Origin of the sequence: Campylobacter concisus, assembly GCF_001891085.1 — a bacterium.
In the GTDB taxonomy this organism is placed as follows: domain Bacteria; phylum Campylobacterota; class Campylobacteria; order Campylobacterales; family Campylobacteraceae; genus Campylobacter_A; species Campylobacter_A concisus_O.
In genome coordinates this window covers 17,914-40,443 of record NZ_JXUP01000001.1, presented here as the reverse complement: position 1 = coordinate 40,443, position 22,530 = coordinate 17,914, and the positions used below count along the sequence as shown (strand labels likewise).

The following is a 22,530-nucleotide window of genomic DNA, read 5'->3' as shown; positions in this document are numbered from 1 at the left end:
AATGGAGCAAAAAGAGCAAAGCTTTGAAGAAAAATTAGCCCTAGCAGATAAAATTTTAAACGATCTAAACAAAGATGATGTGAGCTTAGAAAATAGCATAAAGCTGCACGAACAGGGCAAAAAGCTACTAAATGAGGCAAGAGAAATTTTAGAAAACGCAAAACTTAGCATAAAGCAGGTGGATGATGAGTAGAATTTGTGCTCTTCAGCTACCAACGCAGCCTTTAAGTGAGGCAAGGCTTGATTATTACCTAAAAATTTGTGCTGACGAAAACGCAAGGCTGGTTGTGCTTGGTGAATATGTGCTAAATAGCTTTTTTAAAGAGCTCATTAGCATGCCAAAAAGCCTTATAAAAGAGCAAAGCGAGCGCAAAAAAGAGGCTCTTTTTGCAATGGCAAAAAAGTATGATCTAAATATCGTTGCACCCATTGTAAATCTAAAAGGCAAGGAAATTTTTAAAAGTCTAGCTAAATTTACCTCAACACAAGTAAAGCTATATGATCAGCAAATTCTAATGCCTTACGCTCACTGGAATGAGGCGAAATTCTTTAATAACACAAGTGATGAGCTAAATTTGCCTATCTTTACATATAATAAATTTAAGGTTGGTGTCATGTTTGGTTACGAGGCGCACTTTGATGTGTGCTGGGCGTATATGAGCGCTAAAAAGGTTGATATCGTACTCGTGCCAACGGCTTGTACATTTTTCTCGCAGGCGCGCTGGGAGGAGCTTTTAAAGGTTAGAGCTTTTACAAATAACGTCTACGTGCTGCGCGTAAACCGCGTAGGGAGCCACAAGAGCGATGATACGCAGTGGAGTTTTTACGGCGACTCGATGCTTATTAATCCGTTTGGTGAAGTTAAAAATAGGCTTGGTAAAAATGAAGAGATGATGATCGATGAGCTTAGCAAAAAGGAGCTTAGTGAGGCTAGAAACACTTGGGGCTTTATGCAGATAGAGGCTAAATTTAAAAGATAAAACGCTGTGCCTAGGTAGAAAAGAGCAAATTTAGTAAAAGTTATCACGATTACGAGTTGGGTAATGTGACATCACAACTACGAGAATGAGCGCTCTTTAAAGGAATTTTGGAGTGAAATTTGAAACGAGATGACGTTGAGATATATATAAAAGAGAAATTTGACATTTTAGGTGAGCAAATCTTCCCAAAATATCCAAAATTTAGCGCCTTTCGTCACAAGAAAAATGAGAAGTGGTTTGCACTGCTTATGGAGATAAGCGCTAGCAAGCTAGGCCTTAAAAGTGACGAGATGATAGAGGTTTTAAATCTAAAATGCAGCCCAGATCTAGCCATGGTGCTAGTTGATGAGAGGCAAATTTTTAAAGCATATCATATGAATAAAAAGCACTGGATAAATGTAAATTTAAACTCCAAAATCTCACAAAAAACAGTTTTTGACCTGATAGATGAAAGCTTTAGCTTAAGCAAATAAAAGCCATTTTTCAGCCTTAAATTTAGTAGTTTTTGTTAAAATCACGAAAAAATTTAAGGATAAAATTTGCAAGAGCTAAACAATGAGATCAAAAAAGTCCATTTCATAGGCATTGGCGGCATCGGTATCTCAGCTATCGCTAGATTTTTACATGAAAAAGGCCACAAGATAAGCGGCAGCGACATCAAAGAGAGTAAGACGACGCTAGAGCTAAAAGATGAAGGTATCGAAGTCATCACGCCGCACTGCAAAGAGGCGATAAAAGACCAAGACTTTGTAGTCTACTCAGCTGCGATAAAAGAGGACAATATCGAGCTAGTGGAGGCTAGGAGAAAGGGCATAAAGTGCTTTTCAAGAAAGGAAATTTTGCCTTACGTGCTTGAGGATAAGTGTGTTTTTGCAGTAGCTGGTGCGCACGGCAAGAGCACGACTTCAGCGATGCTAGCAAGCCTAATCGAAGGCTCAGTCATCATCGGCGCCATCTCAAAGCAGTTTGGCTCAAATATGCGCTATGCAAAGAGTGACAACGTCGTATTTGAGGCTGATGAGAGCGATTCGAGCTTTCTAAACTCAAACCCATATCTAGCCATCGTCACAAACGCAGAGCCAGAGCACATGGAACACTACGACTACGATTTAGCTAAATTTTACGCAGCCTACAAGGGCTTTTTGGAGCGCGCAAAGGTTAGAGTGATAAACGCTGAGGATGAGTTTTTAAGCACGCTTAAGCTTGATGCGATCAGGCTTTATCCAAGCACTGACATCACCGAGCTAACGATGGTGGTAAGAGACTATCAGCCATACACCAGCTTTAACCTTAAAAATTTAGGCAAATTTGAAGCCTTTGGCATGGGCGAGCACATCGCTATAGACGCATCTTTGGCTATCCTTGCTGCGATGCACGAGACGCCGCTTAAAGATATCAGAGAAAATTTACTAAATTTTAAAGGCATCAAAAAGCGTTTTGACATACTTAGCGCAAACAAAAATTTCGTCCTAATCGACGACTACGCGCACCATCCAACCGAGATAAAAGCGACGCTAAAATCAGTCTTTGAATACGCCAAAATTTTAGGTATTAAGAGCGTCACAGCGATATTTCAGCCGCACCGCTACACAAGACTTAGCACAAATTTAGCTGGCTTTAAAGAGTGCTTTAAGGGCGTTGATGAGCTTGTCATCTTGCCAGTTTATGCAGCTGGAGAAAATCCGATCGAAGTTGATATGAAGAGCGAATTTAGCGAGTATAACCCGATCTTTACCGACAAGGTTGAGAGGGTTGAAGAGGGCATAGAATTTACAGATGAATTTGGCGTGAAAAACCGCCTAAGTGATGGCATCGTAGTTGGCTTTGGAGCGGGTGATATCAGCGTGCAGCTAAGAGGCGGATATTAATGGATCTAAGCACTTTTAAGCCTCAAGATGAAAATGAAATTTTAAAAGAGATAAAAGAAAAAGAGCTTGGTGAAGACGAAATTTCAAGCCTTATAAATTTAGGTAAAAAAGATATCTTGATAGCCCTTGCAAGGTCACAAAAGCTAAATAGCGTCCAGATAAAAGATATGCTGCCAAATGCCCCTTATATGGCTGTTTGCTTGCTAGTTGAAAAACAAGATATCAGTGAGGTTAAGGCTGAAATTTTAGAAAAGATCGAGCCTCATGCTGAGCTTTACAAAGAGCTCATCGCAAAGTATAAAGGCGTGAAATGGTAAGAAATTTGATAATAATCGCTGGCGTGATGCTACTTTTTGGAGCGATCTGGGCGATAAAAGATGAAAAGATCAGCAAAGGCATAAAAGCGCTCGTTAGCGCGGTGCTTGTAGCTATCCTTGTTTGTGTCTATTTTTACGAGCAGAATTTATCAAAAAACGAGGATGCCATCTCAAAGCTAGTTAGCGATTTTAAACAGGGCAAAGTGCTAAAATGTGGCGAATACAACGTGAGCGCTGAGAAATTTAACTACGAATTTGGCACGGCGTCATTTTTACCAAAGCGAGAATTTAGTGATCTCTCAGGCGTCATCGTGCCTATAAAAAGTTGCGAGCAATGACTGAAGAGATATTTTTAAAGCTCGATCTAGGCGAGTATCTGGATAAATTTAACTCCTTTTTAGCAAGGCAAAAACCGCTATTTTTACAAGGCGATAGCAAAATCCACTTTGAAAACATTAGCGAGCTTTCAAAGTATGATTTTAAGGCGCCTGACGAGATAAAAGAGCTTGATGACGCACTTATGAGACTTAGCAAGCAAGCAGTGCTTCACATCAGCGAAATTTACGAGTTTGCAAAGATCATTAAGTATTTTTCATATCTAAAAAAGCAAAAATTTGAAGGTAGGCTTGGCGAGTGGATCGCTAAAGTTGAAATCCCTGAAGCGATGAGCCATATGGCAAACAGCTTTGATGAAAATGGCGAGTTTAGCGACAGCGTGGATGAGAGATTTTATGCGATAAAGCAGGCCTTTAGCGAGAAAAAGCGCCAGATTGACACTGAGCTTAAAAAGCTCATTTACTCAAAGCACATCACGCCCTATTTAGTCGATACCCAGACGCACTACATCAACTCGCAAGAGGTACTTTTGGTGCGTGGCGGCTTTAATCACGCCCTAAAAGGCACCGTGATCGCTAGAAGCTCGGGCGGCTACTTCTATGTCGCACCTGCAAGCACCGAGCGCCTAAAAAAGGAGCAAAGCGAGCTACTTGATAGAAAAGAAGAGATTATTTTTGAACACTGCAAGAAATTTAGCCTGCAGATGAGCAAGAGCTTGCTCTTTTTGAAATTTATAAATAACGCTTTTGATCAGTTTGACGCGTATCAGGCGCGCGTAAATTTGGCTAGATCACGTGACTATGAGTTTGTTTTGCCAAATAGCTCGCACGTTATCAAGCTTGAGAAATTTGCCCATCCAGCGCTTAAAAACCCAAAAAGCGTGAGTGTGGATTTTAGTAAAAAAGTGCTTTTAATAACCGGCGTAAATGCTGGCGGTAAGTCGATGCTTTTAAAATCAATCATCTCAGCCACGCTGCTTGCAAAGTATCTGCTGCCTATGCGTATCGACGCAAACCGCTCAACGATCGGCTCTTTTAAAGAATTTGACGCGATCATAGAAGATCCGCAAAGTGTGAAGAACGACATCTCGACCTTTGCTGGCAGGATGGTGCATTTTGCAAAGCTTTTTACTAAAAGATCGATCATCATCGGTATCGACGAGATCGAGCTTGGCACCGATTTTGAAGAGGCTGCGAGCTTGTATGGCGTCATGATAGAGCGCCTCATCACTCAAGATATCAAAATGATCATCACGACCCACCACAAGCGCCTTGCGATGTTGCTAGCTAAGAATCCAGAGGTTGAGCTAGTGGCGGCACTTTACGACGAGGCGGCTCAAAGGCCTAAATTTGAGTTTTTAAAGGGCACTATTGGCAAGTCTTACGCCTTTGAAACGGCGGCAAGATACGGCATATCTCAAAATTTAGTGGCTCAGGCTAAGAAAATTTACGGCGAAGATAAAGAGAATTTAAACGAGATCATCACAAAGACGCTAAATTTACAAACCAAGCTTGATGTGGGGATAAAAGAGGTTACGGCAAAAGAGGAGCGACTGGAGCGCTTACTTGAAGAGCAAAAAGAGCTAAAAGAGAAAAATGAGATCAAGCTAAATGCGACTATTTCGCGCCTTGAAAAAGAGTATTATGAAGCGATAAATGCGGCAAAAGCTGTTATAAATTTCAAAGATATCAAAGACAAGCAAAGAGCGCTAAATGTGGCAAATGAGAAAAAAGCTGCCATCGTTAAGCCTAAAAAAACTGAGCGCGAGAGCCTAAAAATAGGCGATAGAGTGAAGTATGAAAATATAAAAGGTACGGTTTTAAGCATCTCTAAAAATGATGCAATGATCGAGTCAAATGGCATAAATTTACGCGTGCCGCTCGAGCTTTTAAGAAAAAATGGCAACGAAGTAGAGCTACCTAAAAAAGGTGGCGTTAGCCTAAATGTAGATAAGCCAAAAACGGCCTCGCTCTCGCTTGATCTGCATGGCATGAGAGCTGATGAGGCGATAGCAAAGCTTGATAAATTTATCTCAGATAGTCTTGTTATGGGATTTGACGAGGTTAGCGTATTTCACGGCATCGGCACTGGCAAGCTCGCCTTTGCTGTTAAAAATTTCTTAAAAGAGCATCCAAGCGTGAAAGAGTTTTTTGATGCACCGGCAAATCAGGGTGGATATGGAGCTAAAATAGTCAGGCTTTAACTTCTTCCTAAAAGTTAAAATTTATTTTAAGGTTGATATAATCAGGGCAAGTACACAAAATAAGGGAAGTAACTTTTGAGTAACAAGGACGAGCAAACGGGTAAAAATCTAAATATCACTAAAACGATTATAGGTTTAGTGTTTGTTTTGGGAAGTATTTTTTTAGTCGAAAACCTGGCAGTTTTTTATTTTAAATTTAATAATGCTTCTGCTGAAAATGGTTTTAATCTTCGAAAGAAAGTTGATTATTTGACATATCAATATGTTGATTATTTCAAAAATGTCAGCAAATATGATGTCACAAATTTTCAATCTCACATTAACGATAGTGCTATGGGTGATGTCCTTTTATTAAAGGATGATAATAAAAATGGATATAAGGTCGTAGCGTCTTCAGATAAAAGAATAATAAATCAAGAATTTAATGACAAAAGCTGTGGAAATATCTTTACTCATAATTTCCAAAAAGATTATTTTTGGACAAAAATTTTGCCAGAAAATGCCGCTCAAGTTTGTATGTTTGTGCCAGTTGGAGAGTATATATTAGGCTTTAAAGGAAAGGTCGATCAACGTATTACTGGCACGCATGATGAGTACTTTTTTGAGTGGCTTTTAAATAATATGGCTTTAACATTCATCTTAAGCCTCGTTGGTGCAATAGTTGCTTTGTCTACTTGTATATGGTATGCGGTCAAGTACATAAAAGAAAAAAATAACTATAACGTATTAAAAACAGATACCAAAAAACAGATAGAAGAGCTTGGAGAAAAGCTTTATATCGACCCAATGACTGGACTTTTAAATAAAACAGCATTGGTGCGTGATATTAATAGCTATGAAAATCCTAAAGTAGTGCTTATAGATATTGACGATTTTGGCAAGATGAATGACTTTTACGGTAAATTTGCATGTGACCAGATTTTGGTCAAGATGGCTGATTTGATCAGTGAATTTGCCAAAAATGAGAATATGAAAGCTTACTGTATAGAAGCAGATAGGTTTGCTCTGGTAGAAGATAGCGATAGCTTTATCGATAGATATGAAGATATGGTTGAAGATTTGATAGAAATTTTTAAAGGCCGTATGCTAAGTATAGTCGATGAAGATGGTAGAGAGATAGAAGGTATCGAGATACATAGTACAATAGGCTTTGCTCTTGATAGTGACCAAACACTAAGAAAAGCAACAATAGCATTAAAAACAGCAAAAGAGCAAGATAAAGACTATGTTTGTTATTTCAAAGGGCTAAATCAAAAAGAGGAATATGCAACTCAAATAGAACGCTCTAAACTGATACAATACGCCACTATAAATAACAATATTGTTCCTTATTTTCAGCCGATAGTTAATGATCAAAAGGTACCTGTAAAATATGAATGTTTGATAAGACTTTTAGATAGAGGCGACGTTATATCACCAAATGTCTTTTTAGATATCTCAAAGCGCATTAAGCGTTATGCTGATCTTGAGAAACAACTCATTAAAAAGTGTTTTAAGCAGCTTGTAGAGGATAAGAATTTAGTACTTTCTATAAATTTAAGCAGTAGAGATATGATCGATGGTGATGTTAGCTCACTTGTTTTAAATTTATTAAATAAGCACAATGTTGCTGGCAGAGTAGTATTTGAGATCGTTGAAGATGAAGAGCTTAAAAATTTAGAGAGAGTTTCAAATTTTATCGAGCGTGTAAAAAGCATGGGTGCAAAGATTGCTATCGATGATTTTGGCTCAGGATATTCAAATTTTTCTTACATCATAAAGATCAAGCCTGACTACGTGAAGATCGATGGCTCTATTATAAAAGATATAGACATAAATAAAGATTCACACTCTATCGCAAGTGCGATCGTGGCATTCGCAAAAGACCTTGGTATAAAAACTATTGCTGAATATGTGCATTCAAAAGAGATATTTGAAATCTGTAAAGAGATCGGCGTAGATGAGTTCCAGGGCTTTTATTTTGGTGCACCAGAGCGTGCTGGCTCATAAGGTACTTAGTGGTAATTAGCTTTTTAAAAGAGCTTTTAAGCTTTCGCTCTATCACACCTAATGATGCTGGAAGCTTAGAATTTATCGCTAAATTTTTGCCTGATTTTGAGGCGAAATTTATAGAAAAAAACGGTACCAAAAACCTCATACTCTCTAAAATTTATGGTGATGGCGAGCATCTAGCTTTTGCAGGACATGTTGATGTCGTGCCTCCAGGTGAGGGCTGGGATAGCGATCCATTTACACCACTAGAAAAAGATGGCTACATCTACGCAAGAGGCGCACAGGATATGAAAAGTGGCGTGGCTGCTTTTGTTTGCGCTGCTAAAGATACGAAATTTAATGGTAAGCTAAGTCTTATTTTAACAAGCGACGAAGAGGGCGATGGCACATATGGCACGCCTTTAGCACTTGAATATTTGCGCGAAATAAATGATTTGCCAAAATTTTGCGTAGTGGCTGAGCCAACTTGCGATAAAGAATTTGGCGATAGCATAAAAGTTGGCAGACGTGGCTCAATAAATGGCAAGATCGTGATAAAGGGCGTTCAAGGGCACGTGGCATATCCTGAAAAGTGTGTAAATCCGGTAAATTTGATAGCTCCACTTTTAAATAAAATAGCTGATCACGATATGGACGCTGGGAGCGAGTTTTTTAGTCCAAGCAAGATTGTGATAACTGATATTAGAGGTGGCATGCAAGTTTGCAACGTCACGCCAAGCGAGCTTAGCATAATGTTTAATGTTAGAAACTCAAATTTAACTGACGTAAATGACGTCGAGAGTTATCTTAGAGAGGTTTTAAAAGGGCTTGATTTTGAGCTTAGTATAAAGCAAAGCTCAAAGAGATTTTTAACAAATAAAGATAGCAAAATCGTAAAAAAATTAATGGCTTCTGTCACAAAGTTCACAGGCGTTACACCGGTTCTAAATACAAAGGGCGGCACGAGCGATGCAAGGCACTTTTCTGAATTTGGCGTAGATGCGATAGAATTTGGCGTGATAAACGACCGCATACATGCTAAAAACGAGCGAGTTAGTGTTGATGAGGTAAATAAACTTTATGAAATTTTTAAAGATTTGATAGAAAAATTTTAATCCATAAATTTTATTATCCTTAAACAAAAAAGTTATTAAGTGTCTAAAAAATATTTTCAAAAGCCATTTTGATTGATATTTTTGTCAAAGAATTTTAAGATTAAGAAATTTTCTTTATTTGGCAATATTGCTATTATCTGTACAATTCATGGAATAACCGGGTTTTGGCCATTTCAAGTAAAACCTAATGGAATGCTCTTTTTGACGAGCATATGGTAGAAGTTATAAATACATTTGTGGGCGAAAAATATATCCAGTACAATCCTAGTTTTAAAGATGGTATGGATATCATTTCTAATTTATAAAAAAGTAAAATTTTCAAATAAGTAAAAAATGCAAGTAAAACGAAAAATATACAAATCTTTTCAATACGAGAAAATGAGACATGGCTTGCGAGCTAGATTGTCCTTTTTGGCCGTAGCAGTCGTGATTTTGACAATTGAAATTTATATCGCAGCTTTTGTTAAAGGTGGCTTTGTGCGACATTATTTAGGTGATGTGCTAGTTACGGTGATGCTTTACGCATTTGGACGAGCCGTGTTTAAAACTGCACCAAAAATTTTAGCATTTGAAATATTTATCTTCTCGCTATTTATAGAAATTTTACAATACTTTAAAGTGCTTGAAATTTTAGATATTCATAATTTAATAATACGCATAGTCTTTGGCGGAACATTTGACGTTAGCGACATCGTATGTTACGCATTGGGCTGCTTGCTGGCTTATTTGACTGATGCCATTTACTTTCTGCAAAAGTATAAAAGTCCAAATATATAGTGATAAATCACAACTTTATTTTTTAAGTATAAAGCAGGAGCTAATCATCTTAAAAGCTCCAGCAAAATTTATCTATCTATTTTAGCTCACCCCAGTTTTTAGCGATATTTAGCGATGTTTTAAGCGGCACATTTAGCGTGTAAATTTCCTCCATTGTCTTTTGCGTCGCCTTGCCAAATTCCTGCGCAAATTCGTCTTTTACTTCAAAAATCAGCTCGTCGTGGATCTGAAGTAACATTCTCGCGTTTTCATCTAAATTTGCTCTAACTTTTACCATCGCCATCTTGACTAGGTCTGCCGCAGAGCCTTGAAAGACCGTATTTACTGCTTCGCGCTCAAACATAGCTATTTGCATAGGTGTGGCACTTTTAAAGTCAAAGTAGCGCTTTCTGCCAAGTAGCGTCTGCACAAAGCCATCGTTTTTGGCTGAAATTTTTATGCTCTCTAAAAAATCTTTGATCGTCGCAAATGCCTTAAAATAGCGCTCTATATACTCTTTTGCCTCGGCTCTTGTGATATTTACTTGATTTGCCAGCTTGCTTGAGCCCATGCCATAAATGAGGCCAAAATTTATGCTCTTTGCCACGGCTCTATTTTGCCCGTCGCTGCTACCAAATATGCTAATAGCCGTCCTTGCGTGGATATCCTCGTCATTTTTAAACGCCTCAAGAAGCGCAGGATCTTGGCTAAAGTGAGCTAGCAGCCTAAGCTCGATCTGGCTGTAGTCAAGCCCCACAAAGCTATATCCCTCGCGCGCTTCAAAGCACTCTCTGACATCCTTTGCAAGGCTGCCACGAGCTGGGATATTTTGTAAATTTGGATTTTTACTTGAAAGCCTGCCAGTGCTTGTGCCAGTTTGCAAAAAGCTCGTGTAAATTCGTGAGCCCTCATCCTTTTTTGCAAGCGCTAAAAGTGGCTCGCAGTAGGTGCTTTGCAGTTTGTAAAGCTCTCTGTAGACTAAAATTTTTTCAATCACTGGATGAGCGTCTATGAGCTCAGCTAGCACGCTTTCATCGGTGCTGTATCCAGTTTTTGTCTTCTTTTTGGTTGGGAGTTTTAGATGCTCAAAAAGTATGACGCCAAGCTGTTTTACTGAGTTTATGTTGAAATTTTCGCTGCTTAGCTCGTAAATTTCACTTGTTAGCGCCTTTAGTTTGGTGTCGTTTTCAAGGATGAGCTTTTGCATCTTAGCTTCATTTATCTTGATGCCGTTTTGCTCCATGTCAAAGAGCGTGAGGATAAAAGGAAACTCGTGCGTATCGGCAAGGGCTAGCAAATTTTTATCAAGAGTGTTTAAAAAAGTTTTATAAAATTTAAGCGTTATCCAAGCGTCCTCGCTCGCGTATTTGGCGGCATTTTCTAGTGGCACATCGCCAAAAGTTTGTCCCTTTTTGACCATATCTTCAAATTTTATCGTGTCGTAGTCATAAAGTCTCTTTGCCAGTGCGTCCATGCCGACACTAGAGTTTGGATCGCTAAGCCAAGCAAGTATCATCGTGTCTTTAAAATTTACTGGAGGATTTAGACCTAGGTTATTTTTAACTATTTCAAAGTCATACTTTAAATTTTGTCCGATTACGCAGCCTTTGTAAATTTGTCCTACTGCCCAAGTTGCAAAATTTAGACTTATTTGCTGTGGCACACCAAGGTAGTTGTGAGCCACTGGCACGTAGTAGGCATCCTCATCGTTAAAGCAAAAGCTAAAGCCAACGATCTTTGCACTCCTGCTATCAACGCCTGTGGTCTCGGTGTCAAAGGCGACGATGGTCTCTGGCGTGATGTTAGAAAGTAGTTTTTCGATGCTAGCCTCATCAAGGAGTAAATTTGCTTTAAAGCCAAGCTTAAATTCAGCATTTTCCTCTTTTTGCAAGCTCTTAAGAAGTCTGTTTAGATCGTACTCTTTTAAAATTTCTGAGATGTTTATCAGAGGATTTTGCTCGGGAAATTTAGAGTGCTCAAGATCAAATGAACTAACTGCGTCATCAAATAGAGTGGCTAGCTTTTTGCTCAAAAATGCTTCGTCTTTTGCAGCTGCCAGCATATTTTTAGTACGCTCATTTCTAAGAAGGGCTAAATTTTCATAGATTCCCTCTAAGCTACCATACTCAGCCAAAAGCTTCTTAGCCCCCACTGCACCGATGCCTTTGACTCCTGGGATGTTATCCGAGCTATCGCCTGCGATCGCTAGAAAGTCTCTTACCTGTGCCGGATAAACTCCATACTTTTCAAAGCAGCTTGCGCTATCATGATCGATCTTGCTTTGTGGGCTGTAGATGCTCACTTTGCCGTCCTCTATGAGCTGGTAAAGGTCCTTGTCATGCGTGACTATTCGCACAAATATATCTTTATCTTTGCAAAATTTAACCGCACTTGCGATGATGTCATCGGCCTCGTAGCCCTCGCGGCTAAGGTTGTAGAGTCCCATTTTTTCTATCATATCTATGCAAACTGGAAGCTGTTCTTTTAGCTGAGCTGGTGGCTCACTCCTGTTTGCTTTGTAATCACCTAAAATTTCGTGACGTAAGGTCTTGCCTTTGCTATCAAGTGCGAAGATGAGGTAGTCGCTTTGGTATTCATCCTTGAGGCTTGCTATAAAATTTGCAAAGCCACTAATCATACCGCTTGGCTTGCCTTCTCTGTTTTTAAGTCCGCTCATGGCGTAGTAGAGCCTAAAAAAGAAACCAAAAGTGTCAATAATCGTAAGTGTTTTCATTTTTATCCTTTGTGTAATTTTATGAAATTTAGGCAAAAAATAGGCTGATTTATAAAATTTTTTGATATTATGGCGGACATTACAAATAAAAAATCACAAAAACAAAAAGCTTTGAGGTCATGAAAAAAATAGTTTTTTTACGTATCAATCCAAATGCAGTCGGTGGTGCCGAACGCTATTTAAGAAGGCTTACTAAAGCCCTAAAAGACGTAGGCATAGATACATCTATACGCTCATATCTAGGAGAGGCTAGGATCTCGTCATGGAAAAAGGCTTTGAGATTTAACGCACAGGTAAAACGTCAGAAAAAAAGTGATGAGGTATATTTTAGCTTGGAGCGAGTGAGCTGCACAGATATTTATAGAGCAGGGGACGGCGTGCATAAAATTTATCGTGCCACAAAGCCATTTTGGTGGGTTAATCCTCTAAATTTTGTCTATCCATATCTAGAAAAACGTTGCTTTAAAAATTCTAAAAAGATAATCGCAAATTCAAACTACATAAAAGAGCAAATCATTTCAGCTTACGGTATCAATGAGTCAAAGATCGTTACCATTTACAACGGTATAAATTTGCCACAAAAAGTAGAAAAAGGAGAAGCAAAACTTAGCGTATGCGAAGATTTTGGACTCGATTACAATTTGCCAATTGTGCTTTTTGTTGGAAACGGCTTTAAAAGAAAAGGAGCAAAGGACTTTTTGCTTCTTGTCTCAAAGCTAAAAACGCCAGTAAATGCGCTAATAGTAGGCAAAGATAAAAATTTAAATTCATATAAGAAGCTAGCAAAAAAACTAAAGATAAAGGCATTTTTTACAGGTGAGCAAAAAATGACTGCAAAATTTTATGAAGCAAGTGATATTTTTATATTTCCAACGCACTACGAACCATTTTCAAATGTCGTTCTAGAGGCACTTAGCTTTAAAAATATTGTCTTTACAACGGCTCAAAATGGGGCAGCTGAAATTTTAGAAAATCGTTTTGTCATGAGTGAACCAAATGATGAAAGTATACTGGAGCTAGTGGAGCAGGTGCTTAATGATAATGAGATGATGAGAGAGCTGCAAGAGAAGTCATTTTTACTTTCACAAAAATTTAGTATAGAAGAAAATGCAAGCAAAACTCTTGAAATCATAAACGAAGTGCTAAATTTGGAGCAAAAGTGAGAGTGTTTATAGAGCTTCCAACTTGGCTTGGAGACGCTGTGATGGCGAGTGCGGCGATAGAAAATTTAAGCAAAAATGCTAAAAATATTGTATTTTTTGGCTCTTATGTGGCCTGTGAGCTTTACAAATCACATCCAAAGTGCGAAAAAGTAGTTATTGACAATAGTAAAAAGCAAAACTCAAGATATTTAAGCCTTATAAAAACAGCTAGAAAGCTTGGAAAATTTGATATCGCTATTAGTTTTAGAAGCTCGTTTGCTAGTAAATTTTTGCTATTTTTTCTAAAAGCAACGCAAAAATTTTGCTTTAAAAAGAGTAGCGAGAGCTTGCATCAGGTGCAAAAATATCTAAATTTCATAAAGCAAAGTCTAAATTTAAAAGAAATTTCAAACGAACTAAAAATTTATTATGAAGCTAAAAAAAGCGAGCAAAAGCTCCTCGTACTAAATCCAGGTGCTAGCTACGGAAGTGCTAAAAGGTGGTATCCACACTATTTTGCAGAGGTTGCACTGCACTTTAAAGATGAATTTGATGTAAAGATCACTGGCTCAAAAGCCGAGCTTGAGATTTGCAATGAAATAGAGCAAATACTCTTACAAAATGGTATGAAATGTGAAAATTTGGCTGGAAAAACAAGCATAAAAGAGCTTTGCGAGGTCATAGGCTCTATAAAAAATGGCATCTTTTTGACAAACGATAGTGGTCCTATGCATATCGCAGCTGCCTATAAAGTGCCGCTTGTGGCTCTTTTTGGACCGACTAAATTTAAAGAGACTAGTCCATGGCAAGACGAAAGTGCAAAGATAGTGCATTTAAATTTAGAGTGTATGCCATGTATGAAGCGAGTGTGTCCTATAAAAACACATGCCTGTATGAAGGAGCTTACGCCAAAAATAGTTATCACTGAAATAGAGCTGCTAAGAAAAAAATTAAATTTTTGAAATTCTAAACATAATTAAATATATACATACAAAATTAAAAATTTTAGTTTTTATTTGATTACATTTTTACTAAATATTTGACATTGGTTATCAATATAGCTATAATCACGCAAAAATTTTTACTAAGAAGGTATTATGGAGCTAATTAAACATCACATTGATCATGTAATTATTGCGATTTTAGGCATTATGAGTTTTTTTGTACTTTGGTATACGATTGAGCGTATTATTTTTTATTCACGCGTTGATATAAAAGGCTACAAAAGTATCGAAGCGCTTGAAGAAGCACTAACCAAAAATTTAACCACGCTTTACATTATCTACTCAAATGCACCATATGTAGGACTTCTTGGTACAGTTGCTGGAATTATGATCACATTTTATGATATGGGTATGGCAGGTGGAATCGATACTAAAAGCATAATGGTCGGTCTCTCTCTTGCGCTAAAAGCAACTGCTTTTGGACTACTTGTGGCGATACCAACGCTTATGATCTACAATGGCTTTGTTAGAAAAGTAGATGTAATGCTAAATAGATACAAGGCTGAAAATGCGTCTAAATAAAAAAGATGGGTTAAATATTGTCCCATTTATTGATATTATGCTTGTTTTGCTTGCTATCGTGCTTAGCATTTCGACTTTTATTGCTCAAGGCAAGATAGCTATTGATCTTCCAAGTGCAAACAGTGCTGAGCAAAGCAAAGAGGACGATAAAAAGGTAAGCGTAGTAATTGATAAGGATAATAAATTTTTTATAGATGATGTAGAAATTTCTGAGAACGAACTCAAAGATAAGCTAAATGCTGTTGATATAAAGACATTGATTGAACTAAAAAGCGATAAAAATTCGAAATTTGATAGCTTTGTTAAAGTAATTGATATATTAAAAGAGAAGGGCCACGAAAATTTTGCAATCCAAACAATCTCTGAATAAAATTTCAAATTACAGCGGCTTAGCTGTTTCGCTTATAGTGCATGGAGCAGCAGTATATTTTTTGCTTTCACATAATTTTGATGAGATAAAAATAGGTGAGCAAAAACCGATAAAAATAGCTCTTAATTCATTTACTCCAGTGCCACAAGTCTCAGCACCTCAAATAGCGGAGCAAATGCTTATCCCAGAGCCAACTCCACCAGCTCCACCGCCACCACCAGAGCCACCAAAACCTGAACCAAAGCCAGAACCAAAACCTGAACCTAAAAAGGTGGAGAAACCAAAGCGTGAAATAAAAAAGGTAGAGCCTAAAAAAGAGCAAAAAATAGAGCCTAAGCCTGAACCGGTAATTGCTCAGCCAGTGCAGCCTATTGTACCGCCAGCTAGTGCAAATACAAATTTGCCAGCCAATAACAAGTCTATCGCTGCAGCTCCAGTTCAAAATGTAACACCTGAGCTAAATTTATCAAATTCACAAGGTGATGAAGATTTTACGAAGGTTATAATCGCAGTTAAGAGGCATAAAAGTTACCCAAATAATGCTAGACGTATGAAACATCAAGGAGTTGTAGAAGTTAGGTTTTTACTTAAGCAAGACGGCAGCATAGATGAACTTAAAGTTAGTAAAAGCTCTGGTTTTGAGTCGCTTGATAATGGTGCTTTAGAAAATATTCAAAGAGCAAGCTCTGAGTTTCCAAAGCCTAAACAAGATCGTTACCTTCGTTTCCCTATTTCGTATACATTAAAATAAATTACAAGCTTATTTAAGCTTGTAATTTATTATCTGCTTTGTAGAATTTCTTTTATATTTAAAGTCAAAATAGAAAAACATAACTTATTTTATTTAAAAAAGTGTGTATTTTAAACTTGTTTTAAATATTAAACATGTATAATCTGACTTTCTTTAACGAGTGGTTGGATAGCTCAGTCGGTAGAGCAGCAGACTGAAAATCTGCGTGTCGGCAGTTCGATTCTGCCTCTAACCACCATTAACCTTTCCTTAAACATCAATCATTTTTTTCTTGGTTCTATTAAATTTCGTATTTACAAGACTTCTAGGTTATTTATAAAATTTAAATAAATTTTTATTATTAATAAATTTAAAATATAACAATGCTATTTTCATTTTATATATTCTAAGACAAATAAAATCTTCAAAATCAAATAAAAATTTTTGTAAAATACAATCTTGTAAAAATTTATCCTAAATAAGCTTTTTAATCAAAACATTATATTTATATCAAGTTATCCTTAAAATATAAGTTTAATCTAAATCCATAAGAGATATAATCTTGATTAAATTTATATTAACTTAGGAGGTTTCATGGATTTTCTCATGAATTTAAGTGAAGGCATGCAGTTTGCTATCCAGCTTCTCATCGTCCTTATCTGTTTGTTCTACGGAGCTAAAAAAGGCGGTATCGCACTTGGTATGCTAGGCGGTATCGGTCTTATAGTCCTCGTTTTTGGATTTAATATCGAGCCTGGTAAGCCAGCAATTGATGTTATGCTAACTATCCTCGCTGTAGTTGTAGCAAGTGCTACGCTTCAAGCCAGCGGTGGCCTTGATGTTATGCTTCAAATAGCAGAAACTATACTTAGAAAAAATCCAAAATATGTAAGTATCTTGGCTCCATTTGTAACATGTACGCTTACTATTTTATGCGGTACTGGACACGTTGTTTATACCGTGCTTCCTATCGTTTATGATATCGCTATCAAAAATGGTATCCGCCCAGAGCGACCAATGGCAGCAAGCTCAATAGCTTCACAAATGGGTATCATAGCAAGTCCAGTTTCAGTTGCTGTTGTAACTCTTACAAGCTTTCTTATTAATGCTAAAACTCACTTAGCTGGCTTTGATGGGTATTTAGATCTTTTAAAGATTACGATTCCATCAACATTTTGCGGTGTTTTAGCGGTAGGAATTTTTAGCTGGTTTAGAGGTAAAGATCTTGACAAAGACGAGGTATTTCAAGCAAAGCTTCAAGATCCTGAGTTTAAAAAATATGTTTATGGCGATAGTGCGACACTTTTAGGCAAAAAGCTTCCTGGCTATCAATGGGCTGCGATGTGGATATTTTTAGGCTCTATTCTTGTAGTTGCGCTTCTTGGATATTTTAAAGATCTTCGTCCAAGCTGGACTACTTACAAAGATGCAACAGTCGTTCAAGTAATAGCCAATCTGCCAACTGAGCAAAAAGTCTTAAAAACCTTAAAAATAAAAGATGCTAGCATCCAAACAGAGGCGGCTGAGCTAAAAGTAGCAAACGATAAGCTAAATGCTAATCAAAAAGCTCAATCAGTCAAAATCATCGGTAAAGATGCAAATCAAACTCTTACTCGCACAGCTGATGGTGCAGTAACATATATAAATGAAAAAGGCGCAAAAGAAGAATTTCAAGGTGCTTACATCAATATAAGTAACAAACAAGCATCTTCAAAAAGCCTAAGCATGGTTCATGTTATCCAAATTTTCATGCTTTTAACAGGCGCTATCATTTTAATCTTTACACCAACAGATGCTAGCAAGATCGGTAAAAACGAGATATTTAGATCAGGCATGATCGCTCTTGTTGCAGTTTTTGGTATCTCTTGGATGGCTGAGACTATGTTTGCAGTGCATACTCCGATGATGAAAGAGGCGCTAGGAAGCATCGTAAAAGAGCACCCTTGGACTTATGCGGTTATGCTCTTGATTATCTCAAAATTTGTAAATTCTCAAGCTGCAGCCTTGGTTGCATTTGTGCCATTAGCTTTAAATATCGATGTTAATCCTGCTATCATTCTAGCTTTTGCGCCAGCTTGCTACGGATACTACATCCTACCAACATATCCAAGCGACCTTGCGGCTATCCAGTTTGATAGAAGCGGTACGACACATATTGGTAAATTTGTTATCAATCACAGCTTTATCATTCCAGGTCTTATTGGCGTTATATCCTCTTGTATATTTGGCTATATTTTTGCAACTGCTTTTGGATATCTATAATAGATAAATTCTCTTGCTGCTAGTAATTTCTAGTGGCAAGAGTAGAATTTATCAAAGCTTATCTTTAAATTTTTGTTTATTGCTCATATAAACGAAGCTTAGCACTTCGGCCACGGCTCTAAAAAGATGTGCTGGTATCGTATCATCGACTTCACAAATTTTATAAAGCTCTCTTGCGAGTGGTGGATTTTCATAAATTTGCACACCATTTTCAACGGCTATTTTTTTGATTTGCAGTGCTAAAAAATCAACGCCTTTTGCAAGTATTATCGGCGCCTCGTCGCGACTTTTATTATATCTTATTGCCACTGCGTAGTGAGTAGGGTTTGTGATGACTACGTCAGCTTGTGGGATATTTTGCATCATTCGACGCTTGGCTGCACGCATTTGCGCTTGACGAATTCTGCCTTTTACCTGAGGATCTCCTTCCATTTGCTTATACTCATCTTTTATCTCTTGCTTGCTCATACGAAGGTCTTTAAAGTATTGAAAACGCACGATGAGAAGGTCGATAAGTCCGATCACGAAAAGTATAAAAAGCATAACGCTAACTAGGATAATGAGCTTTTCTTTTAGCCAAGCAAGCTGATCAAACATAGAAAAAAAGAGCGTGTGCGGTAGCTCCTTTATAAACTGCAAGAAAAAATAAAATCCAACACTAAAGACGATGCTAACTTTTAGCACGATCTTAATGCTATCTATCACTTTTTTCATCGAAAATAAATTTTTTAGCCCTTTTAGCGGGTTTATCTTGCCAAAATTTGGCATTATAGGTTTTGTGGTAAAGATAAATCCAAACTGCATTACATTTGCGATGACACCAGCGATCGCCACACAGATACAAACCGGAAGTATCATAAGAAGCGACCTTGCAAAGGTATTTACGACGATCATTTTTACAGTTGGCAAGGTAAGTGGCTGACCGATAAATTTTGAGTAATAGATATAAAGTGAGATGATCTGTTCTTTCATAAAATTTAGCATTGCAAGTAGTACGCCAATAGCGATGACAAGGGTCACGAACCCGGCTAGATCCTGACTTTTGGGGACGTTACCATCCTTTTTGGCATCCTCTATCTTTTTGGGGGTCGCTTCTTCGGTTTTTTCCTGATCTTCGCCTGCCATCTTTATCCTAAGCTTGCTTAAATTTGGGGCGATTATAGCCAAAATGCGGTTAAACTATCCACTAAAGCTACCTTTTGCACGTGGAAAATTAGGCCTTTTTGGCTAAAATTAGCAGAAATAAGGAGACACAAAATGTCATTTTTAGAAGGCTTATTTAACATTTTCAAAACCAAAAAACTACCAAAAAGCGATGAAGAGCTACTTTTAGACGAGTATGCAAGCATTTACGGCCAAATAAAAGAGAAAAATTTAAACGAATACGACTTTTTATGTGAGTTCATACGATTACTCTCTTTTTTAAGAGCTAGATGCTACGACATTTACCTTGAAAAGTGCCTAGCTGATGGCGATGCCGAGAGGCTAAATGATCTCATTTTTCAATACGCTAAACTAAATTTACTCCCAGGATGTAGCGGTGGATATGACCAGTGCGAGAGGCTCATACCGGCATTTTTTGCTATCGCTTGCGGTGACACAGATGGTATGACACGGATCTTTCCAAAAGGCCTACCACCTAGCAAAAACGGCTATAAATTTCTATGTGTTACGCACGATTTGCTCACGGCGATGCTTTGGCAAGATGAAAATTTACTCACCCCTGCTCTTGAAAAAGCACGCGCTTTTGCAGAGTCCAAAAAGCCAGCAAACGAAAGAGAGGCAGTTAAATTTGTGCTTGCCTTGCATGAAAAAGATGTGGCCGCTATGAGTGAGCATTTGCAGAAATTTTGCTCTACATTTGGCAGGACAGATGCGCCTAAATTTGAAAAAAGGCTTTATATTTTCGCACACGGACTTCACGCTTTGGCGCACTACTTTTTGCCACTTGAGCTCTTTAAAGAGATAAAGCTACCAAAAAATGAAAATTTCAGTAAATTTTACGCTAAAAGGCTCTTTCAAAATGAAATTCCCAAGCCAAAACTTTATTTTACTTTTCCACCTGAGTTTGAACTGATAAATGTGATCTTAAGTGCGCCAGTAGCTAAAACTCTGATATATCAGCCTTATTTACCAAATGACAAAACATTTTTTCTGGATCATAGCTCTATGATAAGAAATTTAGCCGACGAGATCATAAAATCAGGGGCATTAAAGTAGAATTTATAAACTTTTAGCTAATATTTACATCTTACAACCAACAAAGCTCCCCAAGTCTTTTGAAATCCAAAAGCGCTTTTTGGTCTTACCAAATTTAGAAAGGTAGAGTATGTCAAAATACGCTATATTTAAGCATGGTGGTAAGCAGTATCGTGTTAGCGAGGGCGAATACCTTAAGCTAGATCACTTTAGTGCCGAAGCTAAATCAACCGTTGAGATTACAGAAGTTTTAGCTGTAAATGACGGCGAAGTAAAGGTAGGTGCGCCATTTGTGAAGGGTGCAAAAGTTGTTCTTGAGGTCGTTAATGAAGGCAAAGACAAAAAAGTAGTTATCTACAAAAAACGCAGACGTAAAGACTCAAAACTAAAACGCGGCTTTAGAAGACAATTTACACGTGTAAAAGTCGTAAGTATCGCAGCTTAAGGAGATAAGATATGGCACACAAAAAAGGTCAAGGTTCAACCCAAAATAACCGTGATAGTATCGGACGCCGATTAGGTGTTAAGAAATTTGGTGGCGAGTTCGTTCGTGCTGGAAATATAATCATCCGCCAAAGAGGAACAGCAACTCACGCTGGAAATAACGTAGGTCTTGGCAAAGATCACACTATTTTTGCATTAGTCGATGGCTTTGTAAAATTTGAAAGACTTGATAAAAACAGAAAAAAAGTATCTGTTTATCCAGCTGCATAATACCAGGGGCAATCGCCCCTTTTCTTTCTTAAAATTATTCAAAAATCAAAATTTTTATTTAGTGTTTAGAATTTTTCAAATAGCTATTTGAGAGAAATTTAAAATCAATCACAACTCTATATTTCGAGCTTCATGGTACTTATATTTGCTTTATTTTAATCAAGATATCACGATTTAATTTCAGTAAAGTTGGATATAATCCAAATAAAAAATTTAAGGTAAAAAATGTTTATAGATAGTGCAAGATTGACTCTAAGTTCGGGGCATGGTGGAGCTGGAGCTGTGAGTTTTCGCCGTGAAAAACACGTCATTTTAGGCGGCCCAGACGGCGGTGACGGCGGTGACGGCGGAGATGTCTATTTTGTCTGCGACAACAACACCCACACACTGGCAAACTACAAGGGCAAAAAGGCGATGAGAGCGAGCGACGGCGAGGCAGGCATGGGCAAAAGAATGACTGGCAAAAAGGGCGAGAGCCTAGAGCTTATCGTACCACCAGGAACGGCGGTCTATGACGCACAGACAAACGAGCTACTTTGCGACATGGTAGAAGAGGGGCAAAGGACGCTATTTTTAAAAGGTGGTAAGGGCGGACTTGGAAATTTTCACTTTAAAAACTCTATCAACCAAGCCCCAGAGTACGCTCAAAAGGGCATGCCAGAAGAGAGCGTAGAGGTTAGGCTCGAGCTAAAGCTGATAGCTGACGTGGGACTTGTTGGCTTTCCAAATGTCGGCAAATCAACCCTCATCTCAGCCGTTTCAAACGCCAAACCACAGATAGCAAACTACGAATTTACAACGCTTACGCCAAAGCTCGGACTTGTTGAAGTCGATGAGTTTAGTGGCTTTGTCATGGCTGACATCCCTGGTATCATCGAGGGAGCGAGCGACGGACGCGGCCTTGGCGTGCAGTTTTTAAAGCATATCGAGAGAAATAAAATTTTGCTTTTTATGATAGATAGTGCAAACTACAGAAGCATGAGCGAGCAGTTTAGCGTGTTAAAAGAGGAGGTCGCTAAATTTTCAAGTGTGCTTGCTAGCAGGGACTATGCTATCGCTATCACCAGAGTCGATGCGGCAGAAAATTTAGATGAAAATATAAAAGAATTTATGAAAAGTATAAATTTAGAGCCAAAAGAAGTTGGTAAATTTATCTATAAGCAAGACCTATACAGCTTTGACGCGAAAAAACCATACTTTGTTTTGTCGATCTCTTCAGCGACAAACGAGAACATCGACGAGCTTAAATTTGCACTGCTTGAGCTGCTAAAAAAAGAGCTTTGAGTTGCGAATTTTTAGTGCTTTGA

The 22,530-nt window shown here is 37.9% G+C and carries 22 protein-coding genes and 1 tRNA gene; 21 read left to right on the top strand and 2 right to left on the bottom strand.

Annotation, left to right across the window (positions count from 1 at the left end; genetic code table 11):
- Window position 1: 1 nt before the first annotated feature.
- From xseB to TH67_RS00185, 10 genes are all read left to right on the top strand, one after another.
- Complete coding sequence (xseB, locus tag TH67_RS00230; RefSeq protein ID WP_004317712.1) at window positions 2-193, top strand: exodeoxyribonuclease VII small subunit; 192 nt, start codon at window positions 2-4, stop codon at window positions 191-193.
- A complete protein-coding gene (locus TH67_RS00225; RefSeq protein WP_072594087.1) occupies window positions 186-980 on the top strand; it encodes a carbon-nitrogen hydrolase family protein in 795 nt (264 codons plus the stop codon). The genes xseB and TH67_RS00225 overlap by 8 nt, the downstream gene beginning before the upstream one ends.
- A 119-nt stretch (window positions 981-1,099) precedes the next feature.
- Entirely contained in the window at window positions 1,100-1,453 is a 354-nt protein-coding gene (locus tag TH67_RS00220; RefSeq protein WP_072593846.1) for an MmcQ/YjbR family DNA-binding protein, read from the top strand.
- Between the two features lie 87 nt (window positions 1,454-1,540).
- Entirely contained in the window at window positions 1,541-2,848 is a 1,308-nt protein-coding gene (gene murC, locus TH67_RS00215) for a UDP-N-acetylmuramate--L-alanine ligase (RefSeq protein WP_072594086.1), read from the top strand.
- A complete protein-coding gene (locus tag TH67_RS00210) occupies window positions 2,848-3,165 on the top strand; it encodes a hypothetical protein (RefSeq protein ID WP_072593845.1) in 318 nt (105 codons plus the stop codon). The genes murC and TH67_RS00210 overlap by 1 nt, the downstream gene beginning before the upstream one ends.
- Window positions 3,159-3,503, top strand: a complete 345-nt coding sequence (locus tag TH67_RS00205) for a hypothetical protein (RefSeq protein ID WP_072593844.1) — start codon at window positions 3,159-3,161, stop codon at window positions 3,501-3,503. Before TH67_RS00210 ends, TH67_RS00205 begins: the two co-directional genes overlap by 7 nt.
- Window positions 3,500-5,704 carry an endonuclease MutS2 gene (locus tag TH67_RS00200; RefSeq protein ID WP_072593843.1) on the top strand — a complete coding sequence of 735 codons (2,205 nt, stop codon included), beginning with the start codon at window positions 3,500-3,502 and terminating at the stop codon, window positions 5,702-5,704. Before TH67_RS00205 ends, TH67_RS00200 begins: the two co-directional genes overlap by 4 nt.
- Before the next feature lie 249 nt (window positions 5,705-5,953).
- On the top strand, window positions 5,954-7,693 hold the full coding sequence (locus tag TH67_RS00195; protein ID WP_257637993.1) for an EAL domain-containing protein: 1,740 nt from the start codon (window positions 5,954-5,956) through the stop codon (window positions 7,691-7,693).
- Between the two features lie 8 nt (window positions 7,694-7,701).
- Window positions 7,702-8,790 carry a succinyl-diaminopimelate desuccinylase gene (gene dapE / locus TH67_RS00190; protein ID WP_072593841.1) on the top strand — a complete coding sequence of 363 codons (1,089 nt, stop codon included), beginning with the start codon at window positions 7,702-7,704 and terminating at the stop codon, window positions 8,788-8,790.
- A 477-nt stretch (window positions 8,791-9,267) separates the two neighbouring features.
- Window positions 9,268-9,567, top strand: a complete 300-nt coding sequence (locus TH67_RS00185; protein ID WP_257637992.1) for a ribosomal maturation YjgA family protein — start codon at window positions 9,268-9,270, stop codon at window positions 9,565-9,567.
- A 76-nt stretch (window positions 9,568-9,643) separates the two neighbouring features.
- Here the strand turns inward: TH67_RS00185 and polA are convergent, their stop codons facing one another.
- Complete coding sequence (polA, locus tag TH67_RS00180) at window positions 9,644-12,280, bottom strand: DNA polymerase I (protein WP_072593839.1); 2,637 nt, start codon at window positions 12,278-12,280, stop codon at window positions 9,644-9,646.
- Between the two features lie 119 nt (window positions 12,281-12,399).
- Here polA and TH67_RS00175 point away from each other — a divergent pair, with 119 nt between their 5' ends.
- The 7 genes from TH67_RS00175 (at window position 12,400) to TH67_RS00145 (ending at window position 18,310) form a co-directional block, all read left to right on the top strand.
- Complete coding sequence (locus tag TH67_RS00175; protein ID WP_072593838.1) at window positions 12,400-13,443, top strand: glycosyltransferase family 4 protein; 1,044 nt, start codon at window positions 12,400-12,402, stop codon at window positions 13,441-13,443.
- The gene (gene waaF, locus TH67_RS00170) at window positions 13,440-14,384 is read left to right on the top strand and encodes a lipopolysaccharide heptosyltransferase II (protein WP_072593837.1); all 945 of its coding nucleotides are present in this window, start codon (window positions 13,440-13,442) and stop codon (window positions 14,382-14,384) included. The genes TH67_RS00175 and waaF overlap by 4 nt, the downstream gene beginning before the upstream one ends.
- Window positions 14,385-14,519: 135 nt before the next feature.
- A complete protein-coding gene (gene exbB / locus TH67_RS00165; protein WP_021090579.1) occupies window positions 14,520-14,948 on the top strand; it encodes a TonB-system energizer ExbB in 429 nt (142 codons plus the stop codon).
- A complete protein-coding gene (gene exbD / locus TH67_RS00160) occupies window positions 14,935-15,318 on the top strand; it encodes a TonB system transport protein ExbD (RefSeq protein ID WP_072593836.1) in 384 nt (127 codons plus the stop codon). Before exbB ends, exbD begins: the two co-directional genes overlap by 14 nt.
- The gene (locus tag TH67_RS00155) at window positions 15,293-16,069 is read left to right on the top strand and encodes an energy transducer TonB (protein WP_072593835.1); all 777 of its coding nucleotides are present in this window, start codon (window positions 15,293-15,295) and stop codon (window positions 16,067-16,069) included. The genes exbD and TH67_RS00155 overlap by 26 nt, the downstream gene beginning before the upstream one ends.
- Window positions 16,070-16,231: 162 nt before the next feature.
- A tRNA-Phe gene (locus TH67_RS00150) sits at window positions 16,232-16,307 on the top strand.
- 335 nt (window positions 16,308-16,642) lie between these two features.
- Complete coding sequence (locus TH67_RS00145) at window positions 16,643-18,310, top strand: anaerobic C4-dicarboxylate transporter (protein WP_072593834.1); 1,668 nt, start codon at window positions 16,643-16,645, stop codon at window positions 18,308-18,310.
- Window positions 18,311-18,361: 51 nt separating this feature from the next.
- Here the strand turns inward: TH67_RS00145 and flhB are convergent, their stop codons facing one another.
- On the bottom strand, window positions 18,362-19,435 hold the full coding sequence (flhB, locus tag TH67_RS00140) for a flagellar biosynthesis protein FlhB (protein ID WP_072594085.1): 1,074 nt from the start codon (window positions 19,433-19,435) through the stop codon (window positions 18,362-18,364).
- Between the two features lie 132 nt (window positions 19,436-19,567).
- On the opposite strand from flhB, the gene TH67_RS00135 reads away from it, so the two are divergent.
- From TH67_RS00135 to obgE, 4 genes are all read left to right on the top strand, one after another.
- Window positions 19,568-20,530: a hypothetical protein gene (locus TH67_RS00135; RefSeq protein WP_072593833.1), complete on the top strand. Its 963-nt coding sequence runs from the start codon at window positions 19,568-19,570 to the stop codon at window positions 20,528-20,530.
- A gap of 109 nt (window positions 20,531-20,639) precedes the next feature.
- Entirely contained in the window at window positions 20,640-20,954 is a 315-nt protein-coding gene (gene rplU, locus TH67_RS00130) for a 50S ribosomal protein L21 (protein WP_021090648.1), read from the top strand.
- Between the two features lie 11 nt (window positions 20,955-20,965).
- A complete protein-coding gene (gene rpmA / locus TH67_RS00125; RefSeq protein WP_002942569.1) occupies window positions 20,966-21,223 on the top strand; it encodes a 50S ribosomal protein L27 in 258 nt (85 codons plus the stop codon).
- Between the two features lie 225 nt (window positions 21,224-21,448).
- A complete protein-coding gene (obgE, locus tag TH67_RS00120; protein WP_072593832.1) occupies window positions 21,449-22,507 on the top strand; it encodes a GTPase ObgE in 1,059 nt (352 codons plus the stop codon).
- The last annotated feature ends 23 nt before the right edge of the window (window positions 22,508-22,530 follow it).

Bases quoted from the DNA above. Each gene is read 5' to 3' on its own strand.
- TH67_RS00135 (WP_072593833.1), top strand. From the start codon at position 19,568: ATGTCATTTTTAGAAGGCTTATTTAACATTTTCAAAACCAAAAAACTA.
- xseB (WP_004317712.1), top strand. From the start codon at position 2: ATGGAGCAAAAAGAGCAAAGCTTTGAAGAAAAATTAGCCCTAGCAGAT.
- exbB (WP_021090579.1), top strand. From the start codon at position 14,520: ATGGAGCTAATTAAACATCACATTGATCATGTAATTATTGCGATTTTA.
- flhB (WP_072594085.1), bottom strand. From the start codon at position 19,435: ATGGCAGGCGAAGATCAGGAAAAAACCGAAGAAGCGACCCCCAAAAAG.
- TH67_RS00200 (WP_072593843.1), top strand. From the start codon at position 3,500: ATGACTGAAGAGATATTTTTAAAGCTCGATCTAGGCGAGTATCTGGAT.
- TH67_RS00205 (WP_072593844.1), top strand. From the start codon at position 3,159: ATGGTAAGAAATTTGATAATAATCGCTGGCGTGATGCTACTTTTTGGA.
- TH67_RS00210 (WP_072593845.1), top strand. From the start codon at position 2,848: ATGGATCTAAGCACTTTTAAGCCTCAAGATGAAAATGAAATTTTAAAA.
- rplU (WP_021090648.1), top strand. From the start codon at position 20,640: ATGTCAAAATACGCTATATTTAAGCATGGTGGTAAGCAGTATCGTGTT.
- exbD (WP_072593836.1), top strand. From the start codon at position 14,935: ATGCGTCTAAATAAAAAAGATGGGTTAAATATTGTCCCATTTATTGAT.
- TH67_RS00225 (WP_072594087.1), top strand. From the start codon at position 186: ATGAGTAGAATTTGTGCTCTTCAGCTACCAACGCAGCCTTTAAGTGAG.
- obgE (WP_072593832.1), top strand. From the start codon at position 21,449: ATGTTTATAGATAGTGCAAGATTGACTCTAAGTTCGGGGCATGGTGGA.
- polA (WP_072593839.1), bottom strand. From the start codon at position 12,280: ATGAAAACACTTACGATTATTGACACTTTTGGTTTCTTTTTTAGGCTC.
- TH67_RS00175 (WP_072593838.1), top strand. From the start codon at position 12,400: ATGAAAAAAATAGTTTTTTTACGTATCAATCCAAATGCAGTCGGTGGT.
- TH67_RS00145 (WP_072593834.1), top strand. From the start codon at position 16,643: ATGGATTTTCTCATGAATTTAAGTGAAGGCATGCAGTTTGCTATCCAG.
- rpmA (WP_002942569.1), top strand. From the start codon at position 20,966: ATGGCACACAAAAAAGGTCAAGGTTCAACCCAAAATAACCGTGATAGT.